This window comes from Pseudomonas sp. JBR1, from assembly GCF_028198185.1.
In the GTDB taxonomy this organism is placed as follows: Bacteria; Pseudomonadota; Gammaproteobacteria; order Pseudomonadales; family Pseudomonadaceae; genus Chryseomonas; species Chryseomonas oryzihabitans_E.
In genome coordinates this window covers 4896408-4916533 of the sequence record NZ_CP116340.1, presented here as the reverse complement: position 1 = coordinate 4916533, position 20126 = coordinate 4896408, and the positions used below count along the sequence as shown (strand labels likewise).

Genomic DNA, 20126 nt, shown 5'->3' with positions numbered 1-20126 from the left:
ATGGGGGACTAGGTTGCCAGTCGCGGGAGGGAAAATGCATGACCAAAGGATAACACGAAAAGCAGAAGGTTCAGAGCACCCGGCCAGGCGGCGTTACCTGTCGAGCCGACCTCAGCTACCTGGGTGAGAAGGCCGAGGCGCGCCCGCTCTTGATCACGGGCAGCGCTTTCATTCCTTCTTCAGCAGTCCCGCCAGCCCCGCGAAGGGGTTGTGGGTGGCCTGGGCCACCTTGGGCGTGCTCAGGGAGCTGTCGCTGAAATACTGCTGATCGGTGTAGCGGCTGTGCTCGTTGTCGTGGCAGTACAGGCAGAGCAATTCCCAGTTGGAGCCATCCTGGGGATTGTTGTCGTGGTTGTGGTCGCGATGATGCACGGTCAGCTCGCTCAGGCGCTTGCCGGCGAATTCCCGCGCGCAGCGACCACAGACGTGGGGATACATCTTCAGCGCCTTGTCACGATAGCCGCGTTCGCGCTCGCGCTGGGTCTCGGCGAGGATTCGATCCAGCTTCGAGGTATCGGTAGCCATGCTGCACCCTGAAAGAGGTAAAGACGCGAGTATATAGCGCGATCGATCGCAGCGCAGGATGCCAAGGCGTGGAGGACGGTATCCAGACTGCCAGGATCACCGCCCCGTCACCGGTAGCTGAAGCGGTAAGACGACTTTACAGCTGCATCCCCACCGCCAGCCGGTTGAAGGCATTCATCAGCGCCACGACAAAGGTCAGGTCGGAGATCTCGGCGTCACTGAAGTGCATCTTGAGTGGTTCGTAAAGGGCATCGGGTGCGCCCTTCTCGGCGATAGCGGTCAAGGTCTCGGCCCATTCCAGGGCAGCGCGCTCGCGGGCGTCGAAGAGATCGCTGATGCGCCAGCCGGCTAGACGGTCGAGCTTGGCCTGGGCCACGCCTTGCTCGCGCAATGTCTGGGCATGCTTGCCCAGGCAGAAGGCGCAGCCGTTGATCTGGGAGATGCGCAAGTAGACCAGCTCCACCAGTTCCAGGCCGAGCGAACTCTGCGCCAGGGCCTGGCCCGTGGCGATCAGGCCCTGGTAGGCGGCGGGCGAGAGGGTGGAAAACGGCAGGCGCAGTTGGCTCATGGCTTACTCCAGGTAGTGGTCACCAGGTGGGCGAGATGGCTTCACGGAAGTGTTGTTCACGGGCGGTCGCCAGGGTCCGGCAATGTCGGACGGGCCCTTCAGGTAGCTGAGTGCCCAAAGCCCTGGCGAGCATTTCCGGGAAAGCTGCGCTCACTCTAGGCAGCCGATGGCCTAGGCTATAGAGCCAAGAAAGACACAAACGACCAGGCCATGACCCTGAATGCCGCCCTCGACAGCCGCCTCGCCCTGCCTCTCTATCGGCAGCTCTATCAGCGCTTTCGTCAGGCACTGGACGACGGGCGTTTGCGTCCCGGTGATCGGGTACCGGCGGTGCGTGCCCTGGCGGCGGAGCTGAACGTGGCGCGGGGAACGGTGGAGATGGCCTACCAGCAGCTGATCGCCGAAGGCTTCCTGCTGCCACGCGGCCCGGCCGGAACCATCGTCTCGCCCCAATGGAGTCGCTCCGCTGCACCGCCACCGATGAACCCCGTCGCACCTCGGATGCTGACGACCCATGCTGGCGGGCCACCCCTGCCCCTGCAGCTGGGCCTGCCCGCCCTGGATGCCTTTCCGCGCAAGGTATGGACACGCCTGGCCGCGCGGCAACTGCGCCACCAGGGGCTGGAAGGGCTGGTCTATCCCGATGCCAGGGGTCATGCCGGCCTACGCACGGCCATCGCCACCTACCTGGGGTTGTCCCGGGGCATCGCCTGTCATCCAGCACAGGTGTTCGTCTGCGCGGGCTATAGCGCCTGCCTGGACCTGGTCGTCCAGACGCTGCTAACGCCCGGCGATGCCTGCTGGTTCGAGGAACCCGGCTATTTCATCGCCCGGCGCGCTTTGCAGACCGCGGGTCTCGAGCTGATTCCGGTGCCGGTGGATGACGCAGGACTGGATGTGGCCGCCGGTTTAGCCCAGGCACCCACGGCGCGCTGCGCGCTGGTTACCCCCAGCCATCAGAGTCCGTTGGGCGTAGCCCTGTCGCTGCCCCGGCGACTGGCGCTGCTGGACTGGGCACGGCGCCAGCATGCCTGGATCATCGAAGACGACTACGACAGCGAGTACCGCTACCAGGGCAAGCCGCTGCCGGCGCTCAAGAGTCTGGATGACCAAGGACGGGTACTCTATGCCGGCACCTTCAGCAAGGTGCTGTTTCCCGGTCTGCGCCTTGCCTACCTGGTCGTGCCGCCCGAGCAGATCGAGGCCTTCACCCTTAGCGCCGATCACCTGCACAACCACGCGCCCCAGTTGCTGCAGGCCACGGTGGCAAGCTTTCTCGAAGAAGGGCATTTCGCTCGTCATCTCAACCGCATGCGTACCCTCTACCGGCAGCGTCGCCAGTGGCTGGCCGAGGCGCTGCTGGCAACCAACACCCCGGGGGTCCAAGTCGAGCTCCGGGCGGGCGGCCTACACCTGCTGGCACGCCTGATCGAGGGAGATGACCGCCCCTGGGCAACTGCCGCCCAGGCTGAGGGGTTGGCGGTCCAGGCCCTGTCACGCTGGTACCTGGAAACGCCAGAGCGGCAGGGCCTGCTGCTGGGCTTCACCAACGTCGCCAGCCCTGCGGAAGCCGCCGAACTGGCTCGGCGACTGGCTCGGCTGAGGAATGCCTAGGCAACGCAACCTTGCACCTCCGAACCGCTGCTCACGCAGGACGACCTCTCCTAGTAGGCAAGAGCCGGTTCCCGCTCGCCTCTGGCGCACCCTCTGCGCCACCTGACGCCAACCGCAAAAATGTTTACTGCGTCACATAAAACTTTTTCCTGCCTCTTCGCTCAAACACCCAGCTCGAAGGCTCTGGCCTGCACCTCTTCAGTCGAAACCGTGCTGCTTTCGCTGTACTCCGAGAGCGCGCCGAGCGAGCCACACCTTTCAGCGGTACCTGCACTACCAGGAGCCACGCTTCCCCGCCGTCGGCACAAGACACGGATCAGTCGCGTTCCCCTCCGCTAGCTCGCTGTACCCCCAACCGTCTGCCCGATGGGCCTGAGTCGACTACCTAGCGCTTGAGGTTTTCCCATGCTGCAACAGCTGACCATCTCGAACAAACTCAAACTCGGCTTCGGCGCGATCCTGGTCATCATCCTGGCGCTGATCCTGGCGGCCAGCCAGGGCTTCAACCAGGTCAATTCGGCGGTCCAGCAGAACATCCATTCCTACCACGTACTGCAGGATTCCGACGCCGCGCTGTTGGCGCTGGTCAACATGGAAACCGGGATGCGCGGCTTCGCCCTGACCGGCAAGGACGAATTTCTCGATCCTCTCAACCAGGGGAAACGCCAATTCGCCGAGCAGTTGCAGGAGCTGACCCAGCTCACCCGTGACAATCCCGAGCAGCAGGCCAGCCTGGTACAACTGGGTCAGGCCGAGGCGCAGTGGCACCAGGAGTCGGTGCAGCAGATCCTGGCGCTGCGGCGGCAGGTCAATGCTGGCAGCCAGCCGCTGGACGTCCTCACCAGCCGCATCGCCACCGCCCAGGACAAGGGCAAGATGGACGACATGCGTGACGTGCTGGGCCAGATCAAGACCCGTGAGACCCGCCTGCTGGACAGCCGTACCGAGTCGATGCAGGACGCCAAGCAGCACGCCATGCTGATCCTGATCAGCGGGGGCATTCTCGCCACCCTGCTGGCCCTGGTTATCGCCTGGTCGCTGTCGCGGACGGTGGTCGGCCGCCTGGCCCAGGCCGTCACCGTCGCTCGCGCCATCGCCGCGGGCCAGCTGGATTCGCCGATCCCGGCCGCGGGTCGCGATGAGGTGGGCCAACTGCTCGGCGCCTTTGGCCAGATGCAGGAAAAGCTGCGCGCCATGATCCAGGGCATCAAGCAGGGGACCGACCAGCTGGTCGCCGCCGCCCACACCATCTCCGCCAATTCCCAGCAGCTGTCGGCCGCCGCCCAGGAGCAGTCCAGTGCCGCCTCCAGCATGGCCGCTACCGTGGAGGAACTGACCGTGAGCATCAATCACGTGGCGGACAACGCCGGGGAAGCCCACGACCTCTCCAGCCAGTCGGGCCGCCTGGCCCAGGACGGCGGCCAGACCATCCAGGCCTCGGTGGACAGCATGAGATCCATTGCCGGCACGGTGCAGTCCTCGGCCACGCGCATCGGCGAGCTGGGCGAGCACTCCGAGCGGGTGTCCTCCATCGTCAGCGTGATCAAGGGCATCGCCGACCAGACCAACCTGCTGGCGCTCAACGCGGCCATCGAAGCGGCGCGGGCCGGCGAACAGGGCCGCGGCTTCGCCGTGGTGGCCGATGAGGTTCGCCAGCTGGCGCAACGCACCACCAACTCCACCCAGGAGATCGCCGCCATGATCGAGAAGATCCAGGCCGCGACCCAGGCCGCCATGAGCGACATGGAGGTGGGCGTACGCCAGGTCAACGGCGGCGTCGACCTGGCCAACCAGGCCGGCGAGGCGGTGGTCAGCATCAATGCGTCCTCGGACAATGTGGTGCGGGTGGTCAACCAGATCTCCCTGGCGCTGCGCGAGCAGACTGCTGCCAGTCACGACGTCGCCCGTACCGTGGAGCGCCTGGCGCAGATGGCCCAGCAGAACAGTGAAGCCATCGACGAGACGGTGCAGACCGCCGTCTCCCTCGATGCCCTGGCCAACGACCTGAATCGCCAGATCGGCCAGTTCCGCTGCTAGCCCTTCACCCCGCGGATAGCGACCCCGGGCAGCTGCCGGGGTCAGGCCGTGAAATACCCCGCAACATTCACCTAGCGAAGCGGTCACACAGGCGTATCCCTCGAGGCCTGCGCCCTGCATGAAAACCCCGCGTCCCGCTGATCGTATTCCCCGCCTCAACCAACTGCGCAACCTGAAGATGGCCCGTTCCGCCCACGCCTATGTCCGCGGCAGCACCGTCCAGTTCTATGAGTGGCTGCACAGCCAACCCGGCCGCAGCCTGCCCAACGGGCCGGCGGTATGGATCTGTGGCGACTGCCACGCCGGCAATCTTGGCCCTACCGGCGACCTGCATGGTGCCACCGACGTCAATATCCGCGACCTGGACCAGACCGTGGTTGGCAATCCGGCCCATGACCTGGTGCGCCTGGCGCTGTCGCTGGCCACGGCGGCACGCGGCTCCGACCTGCCGGGCGTGACCACGGCGCGGATGCTCGAAGAAATGATGCGCGGCTACGAGATCGCCTTCGAAGACGACCTCGAGCGCGAGGTGCCGCGACCGGCCCAGGTCAAGGCTGGGATGCGCAGCGCGGTGCAACGCACCTGGAAGCACCTGGCCCGCGAGCGTATGGAAAACACCCGCCCCAAGCTTCCGCTGGGCAAGCACTTCTGGCAGCTGAGCAAGGCCGAGCGCCTGGCCATCGCCGAGCTGTGCGAGACCCCGGGTATCCATGCCCTGGTGACCTCGCTCAAGGGCCGCAGCCACGATAGCCGCGTCGAGCTGCTCGACAGTGCCTACTGGGTCAAGGGCTGCAGCTCCCTGGGCTTGCGCCGTTACGCCGTGCTGCTGGGCGTGGACGATGGCGACGATCAGGACTACTGCCTGATCGACGTCAAGCAGGCAGTGGCCGCCGCCGCTCCGCGCGTGGCTCACGCGACCATGCCACGCGATAACGGCAAGCGCGTAGTGGAAGGGGCACGCCAGCTCTCCCCCGCGCTGGGCAATCGCATGCTGGCGGTGCGCATGCTCGATCACTCCTTCTTCATCCGTGAACTGCTGCCCCAGGACCTCAAGCTGGAGCTGGACGAACTCAGCGCCCGCGAAGCCATGAGCGCCGCGGCCTACCTGGCGCGCGTGGTCGGTCGCGCCCACGCCCGACAGATGGACCTGGCCACCCGCGTGGAGTGGATGAGCGATCTGCAACGCAATCGCACCCGCACCCTGGATGCCCCCTCCTGGCTATGGAGCAGCGTGGTGCAGCTGGTGGGCGCCCACGAGATGGGCTACCTCGCCCATTGCCGCGCCTATGCGCTGGAGCATGCGCAGGACTGAGCTCGTCGTGAAGCCGGCCTGAGGCTGTCCGCCTCAGGCCAGGCTCTTGCCATGGTCCTCCCCTGGGACCTGCCCGCCAGGCTCCGTCGGCCAGGGGCTGCGCTCATCTTCCGCTTTCCGCTTTCCGCTTGCCCCTTACCCGCTTCGTCGATCCAGGCAATCGCGCATTGTGCGATGTCTGCCCTTTAAATAAAATGAGACGCTTTATCATTTAGAGGCTGGCGCTCGCGCCAAGGATCTTCCATGCACCCTGCCCTGCCTGCCGGCTCGCCGACCGTCGCGCTGGACCAACTCTATCGCGACCATCATGGCTGGCTCAGTGGCTGGCTGCGCGGGCGGCTGGGCAATGCGCCGGATGCGGCGGATATCGCCCAGGACACCTACCTGCGCATCCTGACCTCCGGGCGCCTCCCAGGTCGCGACGACTCGCGGCGTTATCTGGTGCAGGTGGCCAAGGGACTGGTGATCGACCTCTGGCGGCGGCAAGAGGTGGAGCGCGCCTACCGTGAAGCCATCGCCCACCTGCCCGAAGCCCAGGTGCCGTCGCCGGAGACGCACTGGCTGATCGTCGACGCCCTGCTGCGCATCGATGCCATGCTCGACGGCCTGCCCGCGCCGGTACGGGAGGCCTTTCTGCTGGCGCAATTCCAGCGGCTGACCCTGGCCGAGATCGCGGTGCGGCTGGACCTGGCGGTGATCACGGTGCGCCGCCACATCCAGCGCGCCCTGGTCGCCTGCCTGGTGGCCAGCGAGGCATGACCCGTCCCGCGCCACGCCTGCTCGAAGAGGCGGCCGAGTGGCTGCTCACCCTCAATTTCGATGAAGCCGACGAGGCACAGCGCCAGGCCTTCGAGCGGTGGCGTGGGCAAAGCGAGGCCCATCGCGCCGCCTGGGCGCGGGCCGAACGGGTCATGGGCACCTTCGCCAGCGTTCCCACCGACATCGGTCAGCAGGTGGTGCGGCGTGCGGGTGACCGGACGCTCAGCCGGCGACGCACCCTGCGCCTGCTCACGGCCCTGCTGGTGGGGGTTCCTGGCGGCTGGCTGGCCCTGCATAGCCTGCCGCTGGGCGAACCGGAGGCCGACCTGGCCACCGCCACGGGCGAGCGCCGGAGCCTGGTGCTCGCCGATGGCAGTCAGCTGGTCCTGAACACCGCCTCCGCCCTGGACGTGCGCTTCGACGCGCAGGTGCGGTGCCTGCGACTGCGGCGCGGCGAGGTGCTGGTGACCACCCATACCGATCCCCTGGTGCCACGGCGACCGTTCGTGGTCAGCCTGGCGCAAGGCGAGGTCGAAGCCCTGGGTACCCGTTTCAGCATGCGCCTGGAGGAGGACCTCTGTCGGGTGGCGGTCTTTGCCCATGGCGTGGAAGTGAGGCCGCAGCAGGGCGCGGCCATACGCCTGGCCGCGGGGCAGCAGGCCTGGTTCGACGCCCGCGGCGTACAGCGCCTCGCCCCGGTGGACGAGGACGCCAGCCTCTGGACGCGTGGCATGCTGCTGGCCCACGACCGCCCCCTGGCCGAGGTGCTGGCGGAACTGGGTCGCTATCGCCCTGGGCTGCTGCGCTGCGACCCGGCGGTGGCCGAGTTGCGGGTATCCGGCGCCCTGTCGCTGGATGACACGGACCAGGCCTTGCTGGCGCTGGAACGCACCCTGCCGATCCGCGTCACGCGCCGCACCCGCTACTGGGTCGCGGTGGGTGCGCCCTGAACGGCAGCGGCGGATGAAAAAAATAAAGTGCGCCGCCCCTGAGCACTTTCCCGCGCTCGTCCGGGATAGCTGCAGACACCCTCATGGAGAGCGGTGGCAGCCCGCGCCTGGCGCGCTCTAGAGGACGGCAACACGACATGGCAAAGATCCACCGGCAGCAACCCGGCACCCGAGCCCTCACCCCACTGATCCTGGCCGCCGCCCTGCAGGGCGTGCCCCTGGCCGCTACTGGACTGGCCCTGCTGCCGCTGCCGGCCCTGGCCGCCGCGGAGGTGCGTGACTACCGGGTTCCCGCCGGTCCGCTGACTGCGGTGCTGGCCCGTTTCGCCGCCACCGCCGGGGTCCAGCTGGTATTCGATCCGGCGCCGCTGGCCGGGCGCAGCAGTCCGGGACTGCAGGGCCGCTATACCCTCGACCAGGGTTTCGAGCGCCTGCTGCGTGGCAGCGGCTATCGCTGGAGCGAACGTGGCGCCGGCATCTATGCCTTGGAAGCCGGCAGCGCCGAGACCGCCCTGGCCATGCCCGAAACCACCATCCAGGCCAGCGCCACGGGCGGTGGCGCGGATGTCGGCTACCAGCGCCCGGTCAGCACCAGTACCACGCGCCTGGGCCTGACAGAGCGGCAGACACCCCAGGCGATCACCACCCTGACCCGCGACCAGGTCGAGGATTTCCGCCTGCAGAGCATCAAGGAAGCCTTGCGTGCCGCCCCATCGGTGACCGTCGAGCAAACCGAGACCGACCGCACCCAGTTCACCTCGCGCGGCTTCGACATCAACAGCTTCCAGTACGACGGCATGGGCATGCCCTTCGTCAGCACCACCCTGGTGGGCGACCAAGACCTGGCCGAATACGAGCAGGTGGACGTCCTGCACGGGGCCAATGGCCTGATGAGTGGCACCGGCAATCCCTCCGCGGCGGTCAACTTCGTGCGCAAGCGGCCCACCGCCGAGTTCCAGGCCAGGCTCGGCGCCAGCGTCGGTTCCTGGGACAACCGCCGGGTGGATGCCGATGTCTCCGGGCCCTTGACGGAGACCGGCAACGTGCGCGGGCGCTTCATCTACGCCCACGACAAGGGTAATTCCTGGCTGGATCGCTATGGTCATGAAAAGAACGTTGCCGCCGGCCTGGTGGCCTTCGACCTCAGCGACGCCGATACCCTGACCCTCGGCTTCTCCCAGCACAACAGCGACGCCAACGGCAGCTCCTGGGGCAACCTGCCGCTGGCCGATGTGGACGGCAATCCCCTCCACTACGGCAGTCGCAGCGCCAGTGTCGGCCAGGACTGGACCTACTGGAATCTGGACACCCAGCGCGTCTTCGGCGAATTCACCCACGACTTCGGCAACGGCTGGCAGGGTACCCTCACGGCGACCGGCGTCACCGAGCGGCAGAACGCCGACATGTACTACCTCTTCGGAGTCAGTGGCGATGACGCCACCGCCTTCGGCGACCACTCCGCCAGCAAGGCGCACCAGCTGATCGGCGAGGCCAGGCTGTCCGGCCCCTTCCAGCTGTTTGGCCGTGACCACGAACTCACCCTGGGCGCCAGCTACGGCCGGACCCACCAGAAGCTACGCGAAAAGATCCTCGCCGAGGACGGCTACTACCCCACCACCCTCTCCGGCTCCCTGGCCGGCGTCCCCGAGCCGTCGCTGCAATACACCGACGATATCGGCCATACCCAGGATTTCACCGATCGCCAGAAGAGCCTGTTCGCCGGTGCCCGCTTCAACCTGATCGACGATCTGCACTGGATCGTGGGCGCGCGGATGCTCAGCGCCGATGCCAGCGGCCTGAGCTATGGCGACGATTACTACACCCGCGTCCATGGCGAAGTCACCCCCTACACCGGCCTGGTCTACGACCTGAGTCCGCAGTGGAGTCTCTATGCCAGCTGGACCAAGATCTTCAGCCCGCAATACAGCTTTGGGCTGGATGGTCGGCTGCTCGACCCGCTGGAGGGCAAGAGCCTGGAAGCCGGCATCAAGGGCGGCCTGTTCGACGATCGCCTGAGCCTCACCGCCGCGGTGTTCAAGACCGAGCAGCGCAACGTCGCCTCGACCTCGGTGCTCACGGGTTCGCGTACCCTCTACGACACCACCGACTACCGGAGCCATGGCCTGGAGCTGCAGGCCTCCGGCGAGGCGCTGCCCGGCCTGGACCTGCTGGCGGGCTACACCTATGTGCGCATCGACGACGCGGACGGCGAGCGGGCGCGCAAATTCGTGCCCAGCCACAGCCTGCGTGGCCTGGCGACCTATCGCCTGCCGGGCCTGCCCCAGGCCAAGGTCGGCGCGCGGCTGAGATGGCAGAGCGGTATCGAGAACGACAACAACAGCCGCATCCACCAGAACGCCTATGCGCTGGTGGATCTGCTGGGCAGCTACGACTTCGACGAACACTGGAGCACCCAGCTCAATCTCAACAACCTCACCGACCGCAAATACCTGCTGTCGCTGTACAACAACGCCACCAGCGGCAACTACGGTGCGCCGCGCAACGCGACGCTATCGGTCAGCTACACCTTCTGAGCCCGCTGCAACCTTGAGCCTGGGCAACCGGACGATGAGACCTCTGTCCCGTCGTCCGGTATCGCCCGGCGATCCTTTGCGCCGTGCCGCGGTCCGAATCTGCACGCTCTCAGACAAGGTTTCCGCCCGTCATGCCCTCCTCCCCCCGTCCCGGTTTCGTCTCCGTCCGCGGTGCCCGCGAGCACAACCTGAAGAACGTCGACGTGGACATCCCCCGCGATGCCCTGGTGGTGTTCACCGGGGTGTCCGGCTCGGGCAAGTCGTCGCTGGCCTTCGGCACCCTCTATGCCGAGGCCCAGCGCCGCTACTTCGAATCGGTGGCGCCCTATGCGCGGCGGCTGATCGACCAGGTGGGGGTGCCCCAGGTGGAGGCCATCGAAGGCCTGCCGCCGGCGGTGGCCCTGCAACAGCAGCGCGGCCAGCCCAATAGTCGTTCGTCCATGGGCAGCGTGACCGGGCTCTCCAGCCTGGTGCGGATGCTCTATTCCCGCGCCGGTCGCTACCCCGCCGACCAGCCGATGCTCTATGCCGAGGATTTCTCGCCCAACACGCCCCAAGGCGCCTGCCCCGAGTGCCACGGCCTGGGCCGGGTCTACGAGGTGACGGAAGCTTCCATGGTGCCGGACCCCTCGCTGACCATCCGCCAGCGCGCCATCGCCGCCTGGCCCACCGCCTGGGGCGGGCAGAATCTGCGCGATATCCTGGTCACCCTGGGCTATGACGTCGACATTCCCTGGCGCGACCTGCCGCAGAAGCAGCGCGACTGGATCCTTTTCACCGAGGAGCAGCCCACCGTCCCGGTCTATGCCGGCCTCACCCCCGAGCAGGCCCGCGCCGCGCTCAAACGCAAGGCCGAGCCCAGCTACCAGGGCACCTACACCGGCGCGCGGCGCCATGTGCTGCACACCTTCGCCAATTCCCAGAGCGCCAAGATGAAGCAGCGCGCGGCGCGCTTCATGATTGGCCAGACCTGCCCGCTGTGCCACGGCAAGCGGCTGACCCGGGCGGCGCTCTCGGTGACCTTCGCCGGCCTGGACATTGGCGAGCTGTCACGCCTGCCGCTGGATGACCTGAGCGTGCTGCTGCGCCGGGTGGCCGCGGGGGATTTCGACGACACCCAGGACAGCAGCGTGCTGGACGCCAAGGCCGGTAAGCAGGATCGCGCCCGGCGCAAGGCCGCTGGCGGCAGCGATCACGCCAGTGCCCCGGACGTGCGCCGTACCCCCGATCTCTCGCCGGAGAAACGCCTGGCCGCCCAGCGCATGGCCACCGAATTGCTGGAACGGCTGCAGACCCTTACCCGCCTGGGCCTTGGTTATCTGGCCTTGGAGCGCAGCACCACTACTCTTTCCTCCGGTGAATTGCAGCGCCTGCGCCTGGCCACCCAGTTGGTGTCCCAGCTGTTCGGCGTGGTCTATGTGCTGGACGAGCCTTCCGCTGGCCTGCATCCGGCCGATGGCGAGTCCCTGCTGGAAGCCCTCGACGGCCTCAAGGCCCAGGGCAATTCGCTGTTCGTGGTGGAGCACGACCTAGCCACCATGAAACGTGCCGACTGGCTGGTGGATGTCGGTCCCGCGGCCGGCGAAGGCGGTGGCCGGGTGCTCTACAGCGGTCCCCCCGCGGGTCTGGCCGAGGTCGCGGAGTCGGTGACGGCGCGCTACCTGTTCGCCGCGCCGCAACGCGAGACCCGACCACCCCGCGAACCCCAGGGCTGGCTGCGCCTGGCCGGGGTCACCCGCAACAATCTGCAGGGGCTGGACGCCGCCTTTCCGCTGGGCTGCCTGACCGCGGTGACCGGCGTCTCCGGTTCCGGCAAGTCCAGCCTGGTCAGCCAGGCGCTGCTGGAGCTGGTAGGCGCCGAACTGGGCCAGCGCGCCGCCGAGGACGGGGACGAAACGCCGGAACTGGACGGCGACGCCCTGCCCGCCACCACCGGCCAGGTGGTCGATGGCCTCGGCGGTATCCGCCGGCTGGTACCGGTGGACCAGAAGCCCATCGGCCGCACCCCACGCTCCAACCTGGCCACCTACACCGGGCTGTTCGACGGGGTGCGCAAGCTGTTCGCCGCCACCCCCGAGGCCCAGGAACGCGGCTTCGATGCCGGGCGCTTCTCCTTCAACGTCGCCAAGGGCCGCTGCCCGACCTGCGAAGGCGAGGGCTTCGTCAGCGTCGAGCTCCTGTTCATGCCCAGCGTCTACGCCGCCTGCCCCACCTGCCAGGGCGCGCGCTACAACCCCGAGACCCTGGAGGTGCGCTGGCAAGGCAAGACCATCGCCGAGGTCCTGGGTCTGACGGTGGACGAGGCCCTAGCCTTCTTCGCCGAGGAAGCCCCGGTGGCGCGGGCGCTGCGGGTGCTGGTCGACATCGGCCTGGGCTACCTGCGCCTGGGTCAACCGGCCACCGAACTCTCCGGTGGCGAGGCCCAGCGCATCAAGCTGGCCACCGAGCTGCAGCGCACCAGCCGTGGCACTACCCTCTATGTGCTTGACGAACCCACCACCGGCCTGCACCCGGCCGACGTGGAGCGGCTGATGCGCCAACTGCACGGCCTGGTCGACGAAGGCAATACCGTGGTGCTGGTGGAGCACAACCTGCAGGTGGTGGCCGGCAGCGACTGGCTGATCGACATCGGTCCCGGCGCCGGCACGGCGGGCGGCCGCATCGTTGCCTGCGGCACGCCGCGCGCAGTGGCGGAGGATCCCGCCAGCCCCACGGCGCCCTATTTGCGGCCCTTGTTCGACGCCTGAACCGAGCGGCGCTGACGGATACCCAACAGGCGTTGGAACGGCGGGCACTCCAGGTAGCGGGGTGCCGGGCAGACGGCAGCGTGGCGCACGCCGTCGCGCAGGGCGGTGGGCCGGCCCAGGGTGGGCTCTACCAGGCATTCGCCTTGAAGTCACCCTGGGCTGGCTGCTGCACTGCCCTATCGGCATCGCCTGGACTGGCTTGCCGGTGCTGGCGAAGAACGTGGCCGACGATGGCGAACGGCTCTCCCGAGGCCACGTCCCTGGTTACACTGGAGCCCCCGACCTGCGCTGAGACGACGCCATGAAAACGCTGCTGGTCATCGGCATAGGCGCCGGCGATCCCGACCACCTCACCCTCCAGGCCATCAAGGCGCTGAATCGCGCCCGGGTGTTCTTCCTGTTCGACAAGGGCGCCGAGAAGGACAGCCTGATCCACCTGCGCGAAACGGTTTGCGCCCGCCACATCCGCGAACCGGGCTATCGCTTCGTTAGCGCGCCCATCCCCGAACGTCGCCGCGAGGGTGACTACCGCCAGGCGGTGGACGACCTCAACACCGCCAAGCAGAGGCTGATGGCGCGGATGATCGAGGAGGAACTGGGGCCGGACGACTGCGGTGCCTTCCTGGTGTGGGGCGATCCGGCGCTGTACGACAGTACCCTGCGCATCCTCGCCGCCCTCCGGCGTGAGGGGCACCTGGTTTTCGACTACGAGGTGATCCCCGGGATCTCCAGTGTCCAGGCCCTGGCCGCCCGTCATCGGGTGCCGCTCAATCGCATCGGCCAGGCGCTGGAGATCACCCCCGGTCGGCGCCTGGAGCGCTTTCCCGCCCACCTCGACAGCCTGGTGGTGATGCTCGACGCCCACGAAGCCTATCGCCGCCTGGACGAGCCCGGCCTGCATATCTACTGGGGTGCCTATGTGGGCACGGCGGACGAGATCCTCATCGCCGGACCGCTGCAGGAGGTGGCCGAGACCATCCACCAGACCCGCAGCGCTGCGCGTGCCCGGCATGGCTGGATCATGGATACCTATCTGCTCTGCCGGGGGCCGGCAGACGCCTGAGCCGCTACCGTGCGTCCCTTAGCCGGCGATCCAGATGGATGGTCCGCCAGGGCAAGGCCGATTCCCGCTCGACGACCCGAAAGCCCTGGCCAAGCCAGAAGGCCTCGGCACCGGGCAGGAAGGGATGGGTGTGCAGGTAGAGACGCGCCACGCCGTCCCGCCCTGCCTGTGCCAGCAGCGCGCCGAACAGCCGTCGCCCCAGGCCCTGGCGCCGGTAGGGGGGTGCGACATACAGGCGAACCACTTCGACCACCCGCTCGCCAGGATAGGCCAGCTGCGGAAAACGCCGGTCATAGGGCCGATAGGCGATGCTGCCGATGGGCTTGCCAGAAGCGTCGCGAGCGATCAGCAGGCAGCCTTGGCCAACGCCATAGTGATCGGCGAAAAGACGCAGATCCCTCGGCACCGCTGCGGCGTCGGCGCGGCTGGCGAACACCTTGCGATAGCTCGCCAGCAGAAAGGTGGCTATCCCGTCATCCGCTGAGATGACCCGATCCAGGGTGATGATTGGCGCTTCGCTCATGGTCTCTTCTGGTCTGGGCGGCCCATGGGGGCGCGACATTTCGGCGCAGGGCGGCGCCCGCCGGGCTGTGCGCTGCCTACGACGATGATACAGTCCCCTGTCATGAAAACCGTCCGTTCCCCACGCGCTTCGCTCGCCTGGATGCTGCTCGCCTGCATCCTGTTGAACGGACTCGTCTGCGCCCTGGGCCACGGTCAGATGCTGGCGCGCCTTACCCTGCCGGCCTCGCCCCTCTCCACGCAGGTGCACGAGCACCACCAGGGTGCCCAGTCGCAGGCGGCCCAGGACGACATGGCCGGCATGCACGCCGGCCTGCCGGGTGGCAGCATCACCACGCTCTCGCCCACCGGCGATTGCGTCTTTGCCGCCACCCTGTTCCTGGCCACCCTGCTGGCCATCGCCCTGCAATGGCTGCTGCGGCCCGGCGATCCCCATCGCCGCCGCTACCAGAGCGCCCTGCCGCCCCCGCCACGGGCCTATCGCTCCGCGCTTCACCCCCAGGCCCCCTGACGCCTCGGCTACGAAAACTGCTGTGCTCTTTTTTCGTAATCCCGCACGCGGCCAACGGCTGGCCGCGTGCCGACCCGTGGTGAACGCTATGACTTCGCACCCCTCCGCTCCGGCCGCCAAGACGCCGGGGCCGCTGCTGCAACTGCTGGCGCGGCTGCATTTCCTGATTGGCCTCTTCATCGGCCCCTTCCTGCTGGTGGCCGCCGCCAGCGGCCTGCTCTATGCCCTGACGCCGCAACTCGAAGCACGCCTCTATGCCGAGGCCCTGCACACCCCCAGTCGCGGTGAGACGCTGCCGCTGGCCGAGCAGATCCGTGCTGCCCAGGCGGTGGCGGGCCCGGCCTTGAGCCTGGGCGCCGTGCGTCCGGCCCCGGCGGTGGGCGACACCACCCGGGTGATGTTCAACGATCCGTCCCTGGGCGAATCGGCCCATCGCGCCCTCTTCGTCGATCCGGTCACCGGCGCCATTCGTGGCGACCTGACCGTCTATGGCACCAGCGGCATCCTGCCACTGCGCACCGCCATCGATCAGTTCCACCGCAGCCTGCTGCTGGGTGAGCCCGGACGTCTCTACAGCGAACTGGCCGCCTCCTGGCTATGGGTCGCCGCCCTCGGCGGCCTGACGCTCTGGCTGGTGCGCCGCCGCCAGCGCCGGCCGGCACGAGGGCTACGCGGCCTGCATGCCAGCACCGGTGTCTGGCTGCTGGGCGGGCTGCTGTTCCTGTCCGCCACCGGCCTGACCTGGTCGCGCTTCGCCGGCGACAACATCGGCGTGCTGCGCGCCCACTACGGCTGGTCCACCCCCAGCGTGAAGACCGCCCTGGGCAACGCCCCAACCCCGGCCATGTCCCACGACGAGCATGCTGAGCACCATGGCCATGGCGCCATGCACATGGCCAAGGCGCCGTCGCTGGATCCGACCACCTTCGACCAGGTGCTGGCCAGTGCCCGTGCGGCCGGTATCGACGCCGGCAAGCTGGAGATCCGCCCGGCCCGCAGTGACGACAAGGCCTGGACGGTCAGCGAAATCGATCGCCGCTGGCCGACCCGGGTGGACGCCGTCTCCGTCGATCCGACCAGCCTGAAAGTGGTGGATCAGGTGCGCTTCGCCGAGTACTCGCTGCCAGCCAAGCTGACCCGCTGGGGCATCGATGCCCACATGGGCGTGCTGTTCGGCCTGGCCAACCAGCTGGTGCTGGTGGCCATCGCCCTGGGGCTGCTGGTGATGACCGTATGGGGCTACCTGCTCTGGTGGCGCCGCCGTCCCACCCGCGACCCGGCGCAACCCGGCCTGATCGCCCTCTGGCGGCAGCTGTCGCCCCTGCCGCGCCTGCTGGTCCCGGCGACGGCCCTGCTGCTCGGCCTGTGCCTCCCGGTGCTCGGCGGCAGCCTGCTGCTGTTTCTGCTGCTGGACACCCTGCTCGGCCTGCGCGGCCCGGCTCTGCGTGCGGAGGCAGGTTCGGCCTGAGGTGGGGATGGATAATTGTTGGGCTTCGCTGCGCTCAGCCCAACCTACGCAGCTACCTCCTCACCTAGCCGTAGCGTGGAAAACCGCGCAGCGTTTTCCACCTGTGCCCATGCCGCACACGTGGAGCGCAGCCTCCCGCTCACACCAATCCGCCCCCTCTCCCTCTGGGAGAGGGCTGGGGTGAGGGCCCGTCCCCAATCGCAACCGTAGCGTGGAAAACCGCGCAGCGTTTTCCACCTGGGCCCATCCCGAACGCGTGGAGTGCAGCCTCCCGCCCGCGCCAGGCGGCCCCCTCTCCCTCCGGGAGAACGCTGGGTGAGGGTCCGCCCAACACCAATCGTCACTCCAGAAACCGCCCCCCAGACCATCCATCGGCACACCCCATTCGAGGCTGGCACGCTCCAGCGAGACGCTTATAGTTATCGCAATCCCCAACGAGCAAGGATCTGCCCATGCCCCGACTGCTGCACGTGATAGGTTCGCCCCGCCAGGATCGCTCCGCCTCCCTGGACGTCGCCAACGCCTTTATCCAGGCCTGGCAGGACAGGCATCCAGACGCCGAGGTGGACACTCTCGATGTCTGGCACTGCGACCTGCCGGAATTCGACGGTCCCATTCTCGACGCCAAGTACGCCGGTATCCAGGGCGAGTCCCTGAGCGCCGAGCAGGCGCACGCCTGGACGGTCGCCAAGGCGCTGGCGCAGCGCTTCAAGGCTGCCGATGTACTGCTGTTCGGCGTGCCCTGTTGGAATTTCGGCATCCCCTACAAGCTCAAGCAGCTGTTCGACGTGGTCAGCCAGAAAGACCTGCTATTCACCTTCGACGAGCGCGGCCTCAATGGCCTGCTCGGCGGTCGCCAGGCACTGGTGATCGCTGCCCGCGGTGCGGCCCTGGATCGCCAGGAGCACCAGGAGTCCTATCTGCGCACTTGGTGCGAGATGGTCGGCATCGACCGGATGCACACCGTGGTGGTGGAAAAGACCCTATTCGGTGCCGAGGTCGATCAGGCTTCGCGCGACCAGGCCAAACAGGACGCCGTGGCGCTGGTGAGCAAGCTCTGATCGCTGGCTGCAGGGGCTACCCTCACCCCAACCCTCTCCCAAGGGGAGAGGGGGCAAATCGGCGCGTGCGAACAGTCTCGTAGGTTGGGCCGAGCGCAGCGAAGCCCAACACCCCTCCCCACATCAAGCCCCTCAGCGATGCCGGGTCGTCGAGCTCAGCTTGTACCTGTCGCCCGGATGCAGCAGCCGTACATAGCTGACCAGGTGTTCGTCCGACCAGGTGCGGCGGATCATCGACAGGCAAGCCGCCCCCTCGGCGATCTCCAAACAGCGCGCCGTCTGGGCGTTAGCCAGCACCGCCTCGACGATATGCTCCACATCACTGATCGGACAGCTGGCCACCAGTACCTCGTTGGGCGTCTGGCGACTGAAATCACTCTCCAGATAATGCGGCACCCAGCGCGGATTGACGTAGCGGTCTTCCAGCTGGATGGGCACGCCATCCTCGCGGTGTACCAGGATGCTGTGAAAGACCTGACTGCCGATCCGCAGCCCCAGGCGCAGGGCCACCTCGTCATCGGCGGCGACGGCCTCGCTGCGCAGCACCTCGTTGGAATACTGGTGCCCCCGGGCACGTACCTCGGCAGCGATGTTCATCACCTCGTGCAGCGAGGATTCGGCCTTGCGCTCGATGACGAAGGTGCCGAGGCCCGCCTGGCGCATCAGGTAGCCCTGTTGCACCAGGCGGGTGATGGCCTTGTTGGCGGTCATGCGGCTGACGGCGAAATCCCGCGCCAGCTGTTCTTCGGTGGGGATCTGGTGATGCACCGGATAGGCACCACCCTGGATGCGTTCGAGCAGGAAGTCCTCGATCACCTTGTAGCGCGGGGGTGTCGTGCTGCTCACGCGAACTCCAGGCCGGAAAATGGGAAGCCGATGATAACGCGCGGTCCGGCCTTCTGGCTGCCGGACCGCGTCCGTCTCAGAGACTGGGCAGCAGCCGCGGCGTGACCAGCGCGTTCAGGCAGCCGCTGGCCAGCAGAGCGCTGGCGGCCTCGATGTCCGGGGCGAAGAAGCGGTCTTCCTGATAGTAGGGCACCCGCTCGCGCAGGATGCTGCGCGCCCTTTCCAGTCGCTCCGAACTCTTCAGGCCGTGACGGAAATCCAGGCCCTGGCAGGCGCCCAGCCACTCGATGGCGAGGATGCCACGCACGTTCTCGGCCATGGCCCACAGGCGCTTGCCGGCGTTGGGCGCCATGGACACGTGGTCTTCCTGGTTGGCCGAGGTGGGCAGGCTGTCGACGCTGGCCGGATGGGCCAGCGCCTTGTTGTCGCTGGCCAGGGCCGCCGCGGTGACCTGGGCGATCATGAAACCGGAATTGACCCCGCCGTTCTCCACCAGGAAGGGCGGCAGCTGGGACATGTGCCTATCCATCATCAGCGAGGTGCGCCGCTCCGACAGGGCGCCAATCTCGGCCAGCGCCAAGGCCAGATTGTCGGCGGCCATGGCCACCGGCTCGGCGTGGAAGTTGCCGCCGGAGATGACATCGCCCTCCTCGGCGAATACCAGGGGGTTGTCGGACACGGCGTTGGCTTCGACCTCCAAGACCTCGGCCGCCTGGCGCAGTTGGGTCAGGCAGGCGCCCATCACCTGGGGCTGGCAGCGCAGCGAATAGGGATCCTGGACCTTGTCGCAATTGGCGTGGGAGCGGGAGACCTCGCTGCTGGCGGTGAGCAGTTCGCGATAGGCCGCGGCCACGTCGATCTGGCCGCGCTGGCCCCGCGCGGCATGGATGCGCGCATCGAAGGGCGCCCGGGAACCGAGCATGGCCTCGACGCTCAAGCCGCCGCAGACCGTGGCCGCGGCAAACAGGTCTTCGCCTTCGAACAATCCGCGCAAGGCATAGGCGGTGGACACCTGGGTGCCATTGAGCAGCGCCAGGCCCTCCTTGGCGGCCAGGGTCAGGGGTTCGAGACCCGCCACCGCCAGCGCCTCGCGGGCCGGCAGCCACTGGCCCTGGTAACGCGCCTTGCTCTCGCCGATCAGCACCAGCGACATGTGCGCCAGCGGCGCCAGGTCACCCGAGGCGCCCACCGAGCCCTTGAGCGGGATATGCGGATAGACCTCGGCGTTGATCAGGCCGATCAGGGCTTCGATAACCTGGCGGCGGATGGCGGAAAAGCCACGGGCCAGGCTGTTGACCTTGAGCAGCATGATCAGCCGCACCAGGTCGTCGTCCAGCGCCTCGCCCACGCCAGCGGCATGGGACAGGACGAGGGAACGCTGCAGCTTTTCGAGATCCGCCGGCGCGATCCGTGTCGAGGCCAGCAGGCCGAAGCCGGTGTTGATGCCATAGGCAGTCCGGCCTTCGGCCAAGATGTTTTCCACGCAGGCCACGCTGGCGTCTATGGCCGCATAAGCCGCTGGATCCAGCTCGACGCGCAGTGGCTGCTGGTAGGCCTGGCGCAGCTGGGCCAGATCGAGGGTGCCAGGTTTCAGGGTCAGGGTGTTCAT

16 protein-coding genes and 1 pseudogene are annotated in these 20126 nt (G+C 67.6%); 12 read left to right on the top strand and 5 right to left on the bottom strand.

Annotated elements, in window-relative coordinates; all coding sequences use genetic code 11:
* Positions 1-168: 168 nt before the first annotated feature.
* Positions 169-525 carry a YajD family HNH nuclease gene (locus PJ259_RS22655; protein WP_271654256.1) on the bottom strand — a complete coding sequence of 119 codons (357 nt, stop codon included), beginning with the start codon at positions 523-525 and terminating at the stop codon, positions 169-171.
* A 136-nt stretch (positions 526-661) separates the two neighbouring features.
* The gene (locus PJ259_RS22650; RefSeq protein ID WP_271654255.1) at positions 662-1093 is read right to left on the bottom strand and encodes a carboxymuconolactone decarboxylase family protein; all 432 of its coding nucleotides are present in this window, start codon (positions 1091-1093) and stop codon (positions 662-664) included.
* Between the two features lie 210 nt (positions 1094-1303).
* Here PJ259_RS22650 and pdxR point away from each other — a divergent pair, with 210 nt between their 5' ends.
* From pdxR to cobF, 9 genes and pseudogenes are all read left to right on the top strand, one after another.
* Complete coding sequence (gene pdxR / locus PJ259_RS22645) at positions 1304-2707, top strand: MocR-like pyridoxine biosynthesis transcription factor PdxR (RefSeq protein WP_271654254.1); 1404 nt, start codon at positions 1304-1306, stop codon at positions 2705-2707.
* Positions 2708-3112: 405 nt separating this feature from the next.
* Positions 3113-3889: pseudogene (locus tag PJ259_RS23060) on the top strand (CHASE3 domain-containing protein); the annotation flags it as partial.
* Positions 3881-4744, top strand: coding sequence for a methyl-accepting chemotaxis protein (locus tag PJ259_RS23055; RefSeq protein WP_420480507.1), 864 nt, complete (start codon positions 3881-3883; stop codon positions 4742-4744). The pseudogene PJ259_RS23060 and the gene PJ259_RS23055, both read left to right, overlap by 9 nt.
* A gap of 118 nt (positions 4745-4862) precedes the next feature.
* Complete coding sequence (locus PJ259_RS22635) at positions 4863-6056, top strand: DUF2252 domain-containing protein (RefSeq protein WP_271654252.1); 1194 nt, start codon at positions 4863-4865, stop codon at positions 6054-6056.
* A gap of 243 nt (positions 6057-6299) precedes the next feature.
* Entirely contained in the window at positions 6300-6815 is a 516-nt protein-coding gene (locus tag PJ259_RS22630) for a sigma-70 family RNA polymerase sigma factor (protein ID WP_271654251.1), read from the top strand.
* Positions 6812-7765: a FecR domain-containing protein gene (locus PJ259_RS22625; RefSeq protein WP_271654250.1), complete on the top strand. Its 954-nt coding sequence runs from the start codon at positions 6812-6814 to the stop codon at positions 7763-7765. Before PJ259_RS22630 ends, PJ259_RS22625 begins: the two co-directional genes overlap by 4 nt.
* A 137-nt stretch (positions 7766-7902) precedes the next feature.
* Entirely contained in the window at positions 7903-10299 is a 2397-nt protein-coding gene (locus PJ259_RS22620; RefSeq protein ID WP_271654249.1) for a TonB-dependent siderophore receptor, read from the top strand.
* Between the two features lie 131 nt (positions 10300-10430).
* A complete protein-coding gene (locus PJ259_RS22615) occupies positions 10431-13046 on the top strand; it encodes an excinuclease ABC subunit UvrA (protein ID WP_271654248.1) in 2616 nt (871 codons plus the stop codon).
* Positions 13047-13347: 301 nt separating this feature from the next.
* Positions 13348-14109: a precorrin-6A synthase (deacetylating) gene (gene cobF / locus PJ259_RS22610; protein ID WP_271654247.1), complete on the top strand. Its 762-nt coding sequence runs from the start codon at positions 13348-13350 to the stop codon at positions 14107-14109.
* A 4-nt stretch (positions 14110-14113) separates the two neighbouring features.
* Here the strand turns inward: cobF and PJ259_RS22605 are convergent, their stop codons facing one another.
* Positions 14114-14632, bottom strand: a complete 519-nt coding sequence (locus tag PJ259_RS22605) for a GNAT family N-acetyltransferase (RefSeq protein ID WP_271654246.1) — start codon at positions 14630-14632, stop codon at positions 14114-14116.
* A 102-nt stretch (positions 14633-14734) separates the two neighbouring features.
* Here PJ259_RS22605 and PJ259_RS22600 point away from each other — a divergent pair, with 102 nt between their 5' ends.
* From PJ259_RS22600 to PJ259_RS22590, 3 genes are all read left to right on the top strand, one after another.
* Positions 14735-15142, top strand: coding sequence for a hypothetical protein (locus PJ259_RS22600; protein ID WP_059314097.1), 408 nt, complete (start codon positions 14735-14737; stop codon positions 15140-15142).
* An 88-nt stretch (positions 15143-15230) separates the two neighbouring features.
* Positions 15231-16610: a PepSY-associated TM helix domain-containing protein gene (locus PJ259_RS22595; RefSeq protein WP_271654245.1), complete on the top strand. Its 1380-nt coding sequence runs from the start codon at positions 15231-15233 to the stop codon at positions 16608-16610.
* 452 nt (positions 16611-17062) lie between these two features.
* Positions 17063-17671, top strand: a complete 609-nt coding sequence (locus PJ259_RS22590; protein ID WP_271654244.1) for an FMN-dependent NADH-azoreductase — start codon at positions 17063-17065, stop codon at positions 17669-17671.
* 132 nt (positions 17672-17803) lie between these two features.
* Here PJ259_RS22590 and hutC read toward each other — a convergent pair whose 3' ends face one another.
* The gene (gene hutC / locus PJ259_RS22585; RefSeq protein ID WP_271654243.1) at positions 17804-18517 is read right to left on the bottom strand and encodes a histidine utilization repressor; all 714 of its coding nucleotides are present in this window, start codon (positions 18515-18517) and stop codon (positions 17804-17806) included.
* Between the two features lie 76 nt (positions 18518-18593).
* Positions 18594-20126, bottom strand: a complete 1533-nt coding sequence (hutH, locus tag PJ259_RS22580; protein ID WP_059314093.1) for a histidine ammonia-lyase — start codon at positions 20124-20126, stop codon at positions 18594-18596.

Bases quoted from the DNA above. Each gene is read 5' to 3' on its own strand.
- PJ259_RS22655 (WP_271654256.1), bottom strand. From the start codon at position 525: ATGGCTACCGATACCTCGAAGCTGGATCGAATCCTCGCCGAGACCCAG.
- PJ259_RS22650 (WP_271654255.1), bottom strand. From the start codon at position 1,093: ATGAGCCAACTGCGCCTGCCGTTTTCCACCCTCTCGCCCGCCGCCTAC.
- pdxR (WP_271654254.1), top strand. From the start codon at position 1,304: ATGACCCTGAATGCCGCCCTCGACAGCCGCCTCGCCCTGCCTCTCTAT.
- PJ259_RS23055 (WP_420480507.1), top strand. From the start codon at position 3,881: ATGCAGGAAAAGCTGCGCGCCATGATCCAGGGCATCAAGCAGGGGACC.
- PJ259_RS22635 (WP_271654252.1), top strand. From the start codon at position 4,863: ATGAAAACCCCGCGTCCCGCTGATCGTATTCCCCGCCTCAACCAACTG.
- PJ259_RS22630 (WP_271654251.1), top strand. From the start codon at position 6,300: ATGCACCCTGCCCTGCCTGCCGGCTCGCCGACCGTCGCGCTGGACCAA.
- PJ259_RS22625 (WP_271654250.1), top strand. From the start codon at position 6,812: ATGACCCGTCCCGCGCCACGCCTGCTCGAAGAGGCGGCCGAGTGGCTG.
- PJ259_RS22620 (WP_271654249.1), top strand. From the start codon at position 7,903: ATGGCAAAGATCCACCGGCAGCAACCCGGCACCCGAGCCCTCACCCCA.
- PJ259_RS22615 (WP_271654248.1), top strand. From the start codon at position 10,431: ATGCCCTCCTCCCCCCGTCCCGGTTTCGTCTCCGTCCGCGGTGCCCGC.
- cobF (WP_271654247.1), top strand. From the start codon at position 13,348: ATGAAAACGCTGCTGGTCATCGGCATAGGCGCCGGCGATCCCGACCAC.
- PJ259_RS22605 (WP_271654246.1), bottom strand. From the start codon at position 14,632: ATGAGCGAAGCGCCAATCATCACCCTGGATCGGGTCATCTCAGCGGAT.
- PJ259_RS22600 (WP_059314097.1), top strand. From the start codon at position 14,735: ATGAAAACCGTCCGTTCCCCACGCGCTTCGCTCGCCTGGATGCTGCTC.
- PJ259_RS22595 (WP_271654245.1), top strand. From the start codon at position 15,231: ATGACTTCGCACCCCTCCGCTCCGGCCGCCAAGACGCCGGGGCCGCTG.
- PJ259_RS22590 (WP_271654244.1), top strand. From the start codon at position 17,063: ATGCCCCGACTGCTGCACGTGATAGGTTCGCCCCGCCAGGATCGCTCC.
- hutH (WP_059314093.1), bottom strand. From the start codon at position 20,126: ATGAACACCCTGACCCTGAAACCTGGCACCCTCGATCTGGCCCAGCTG.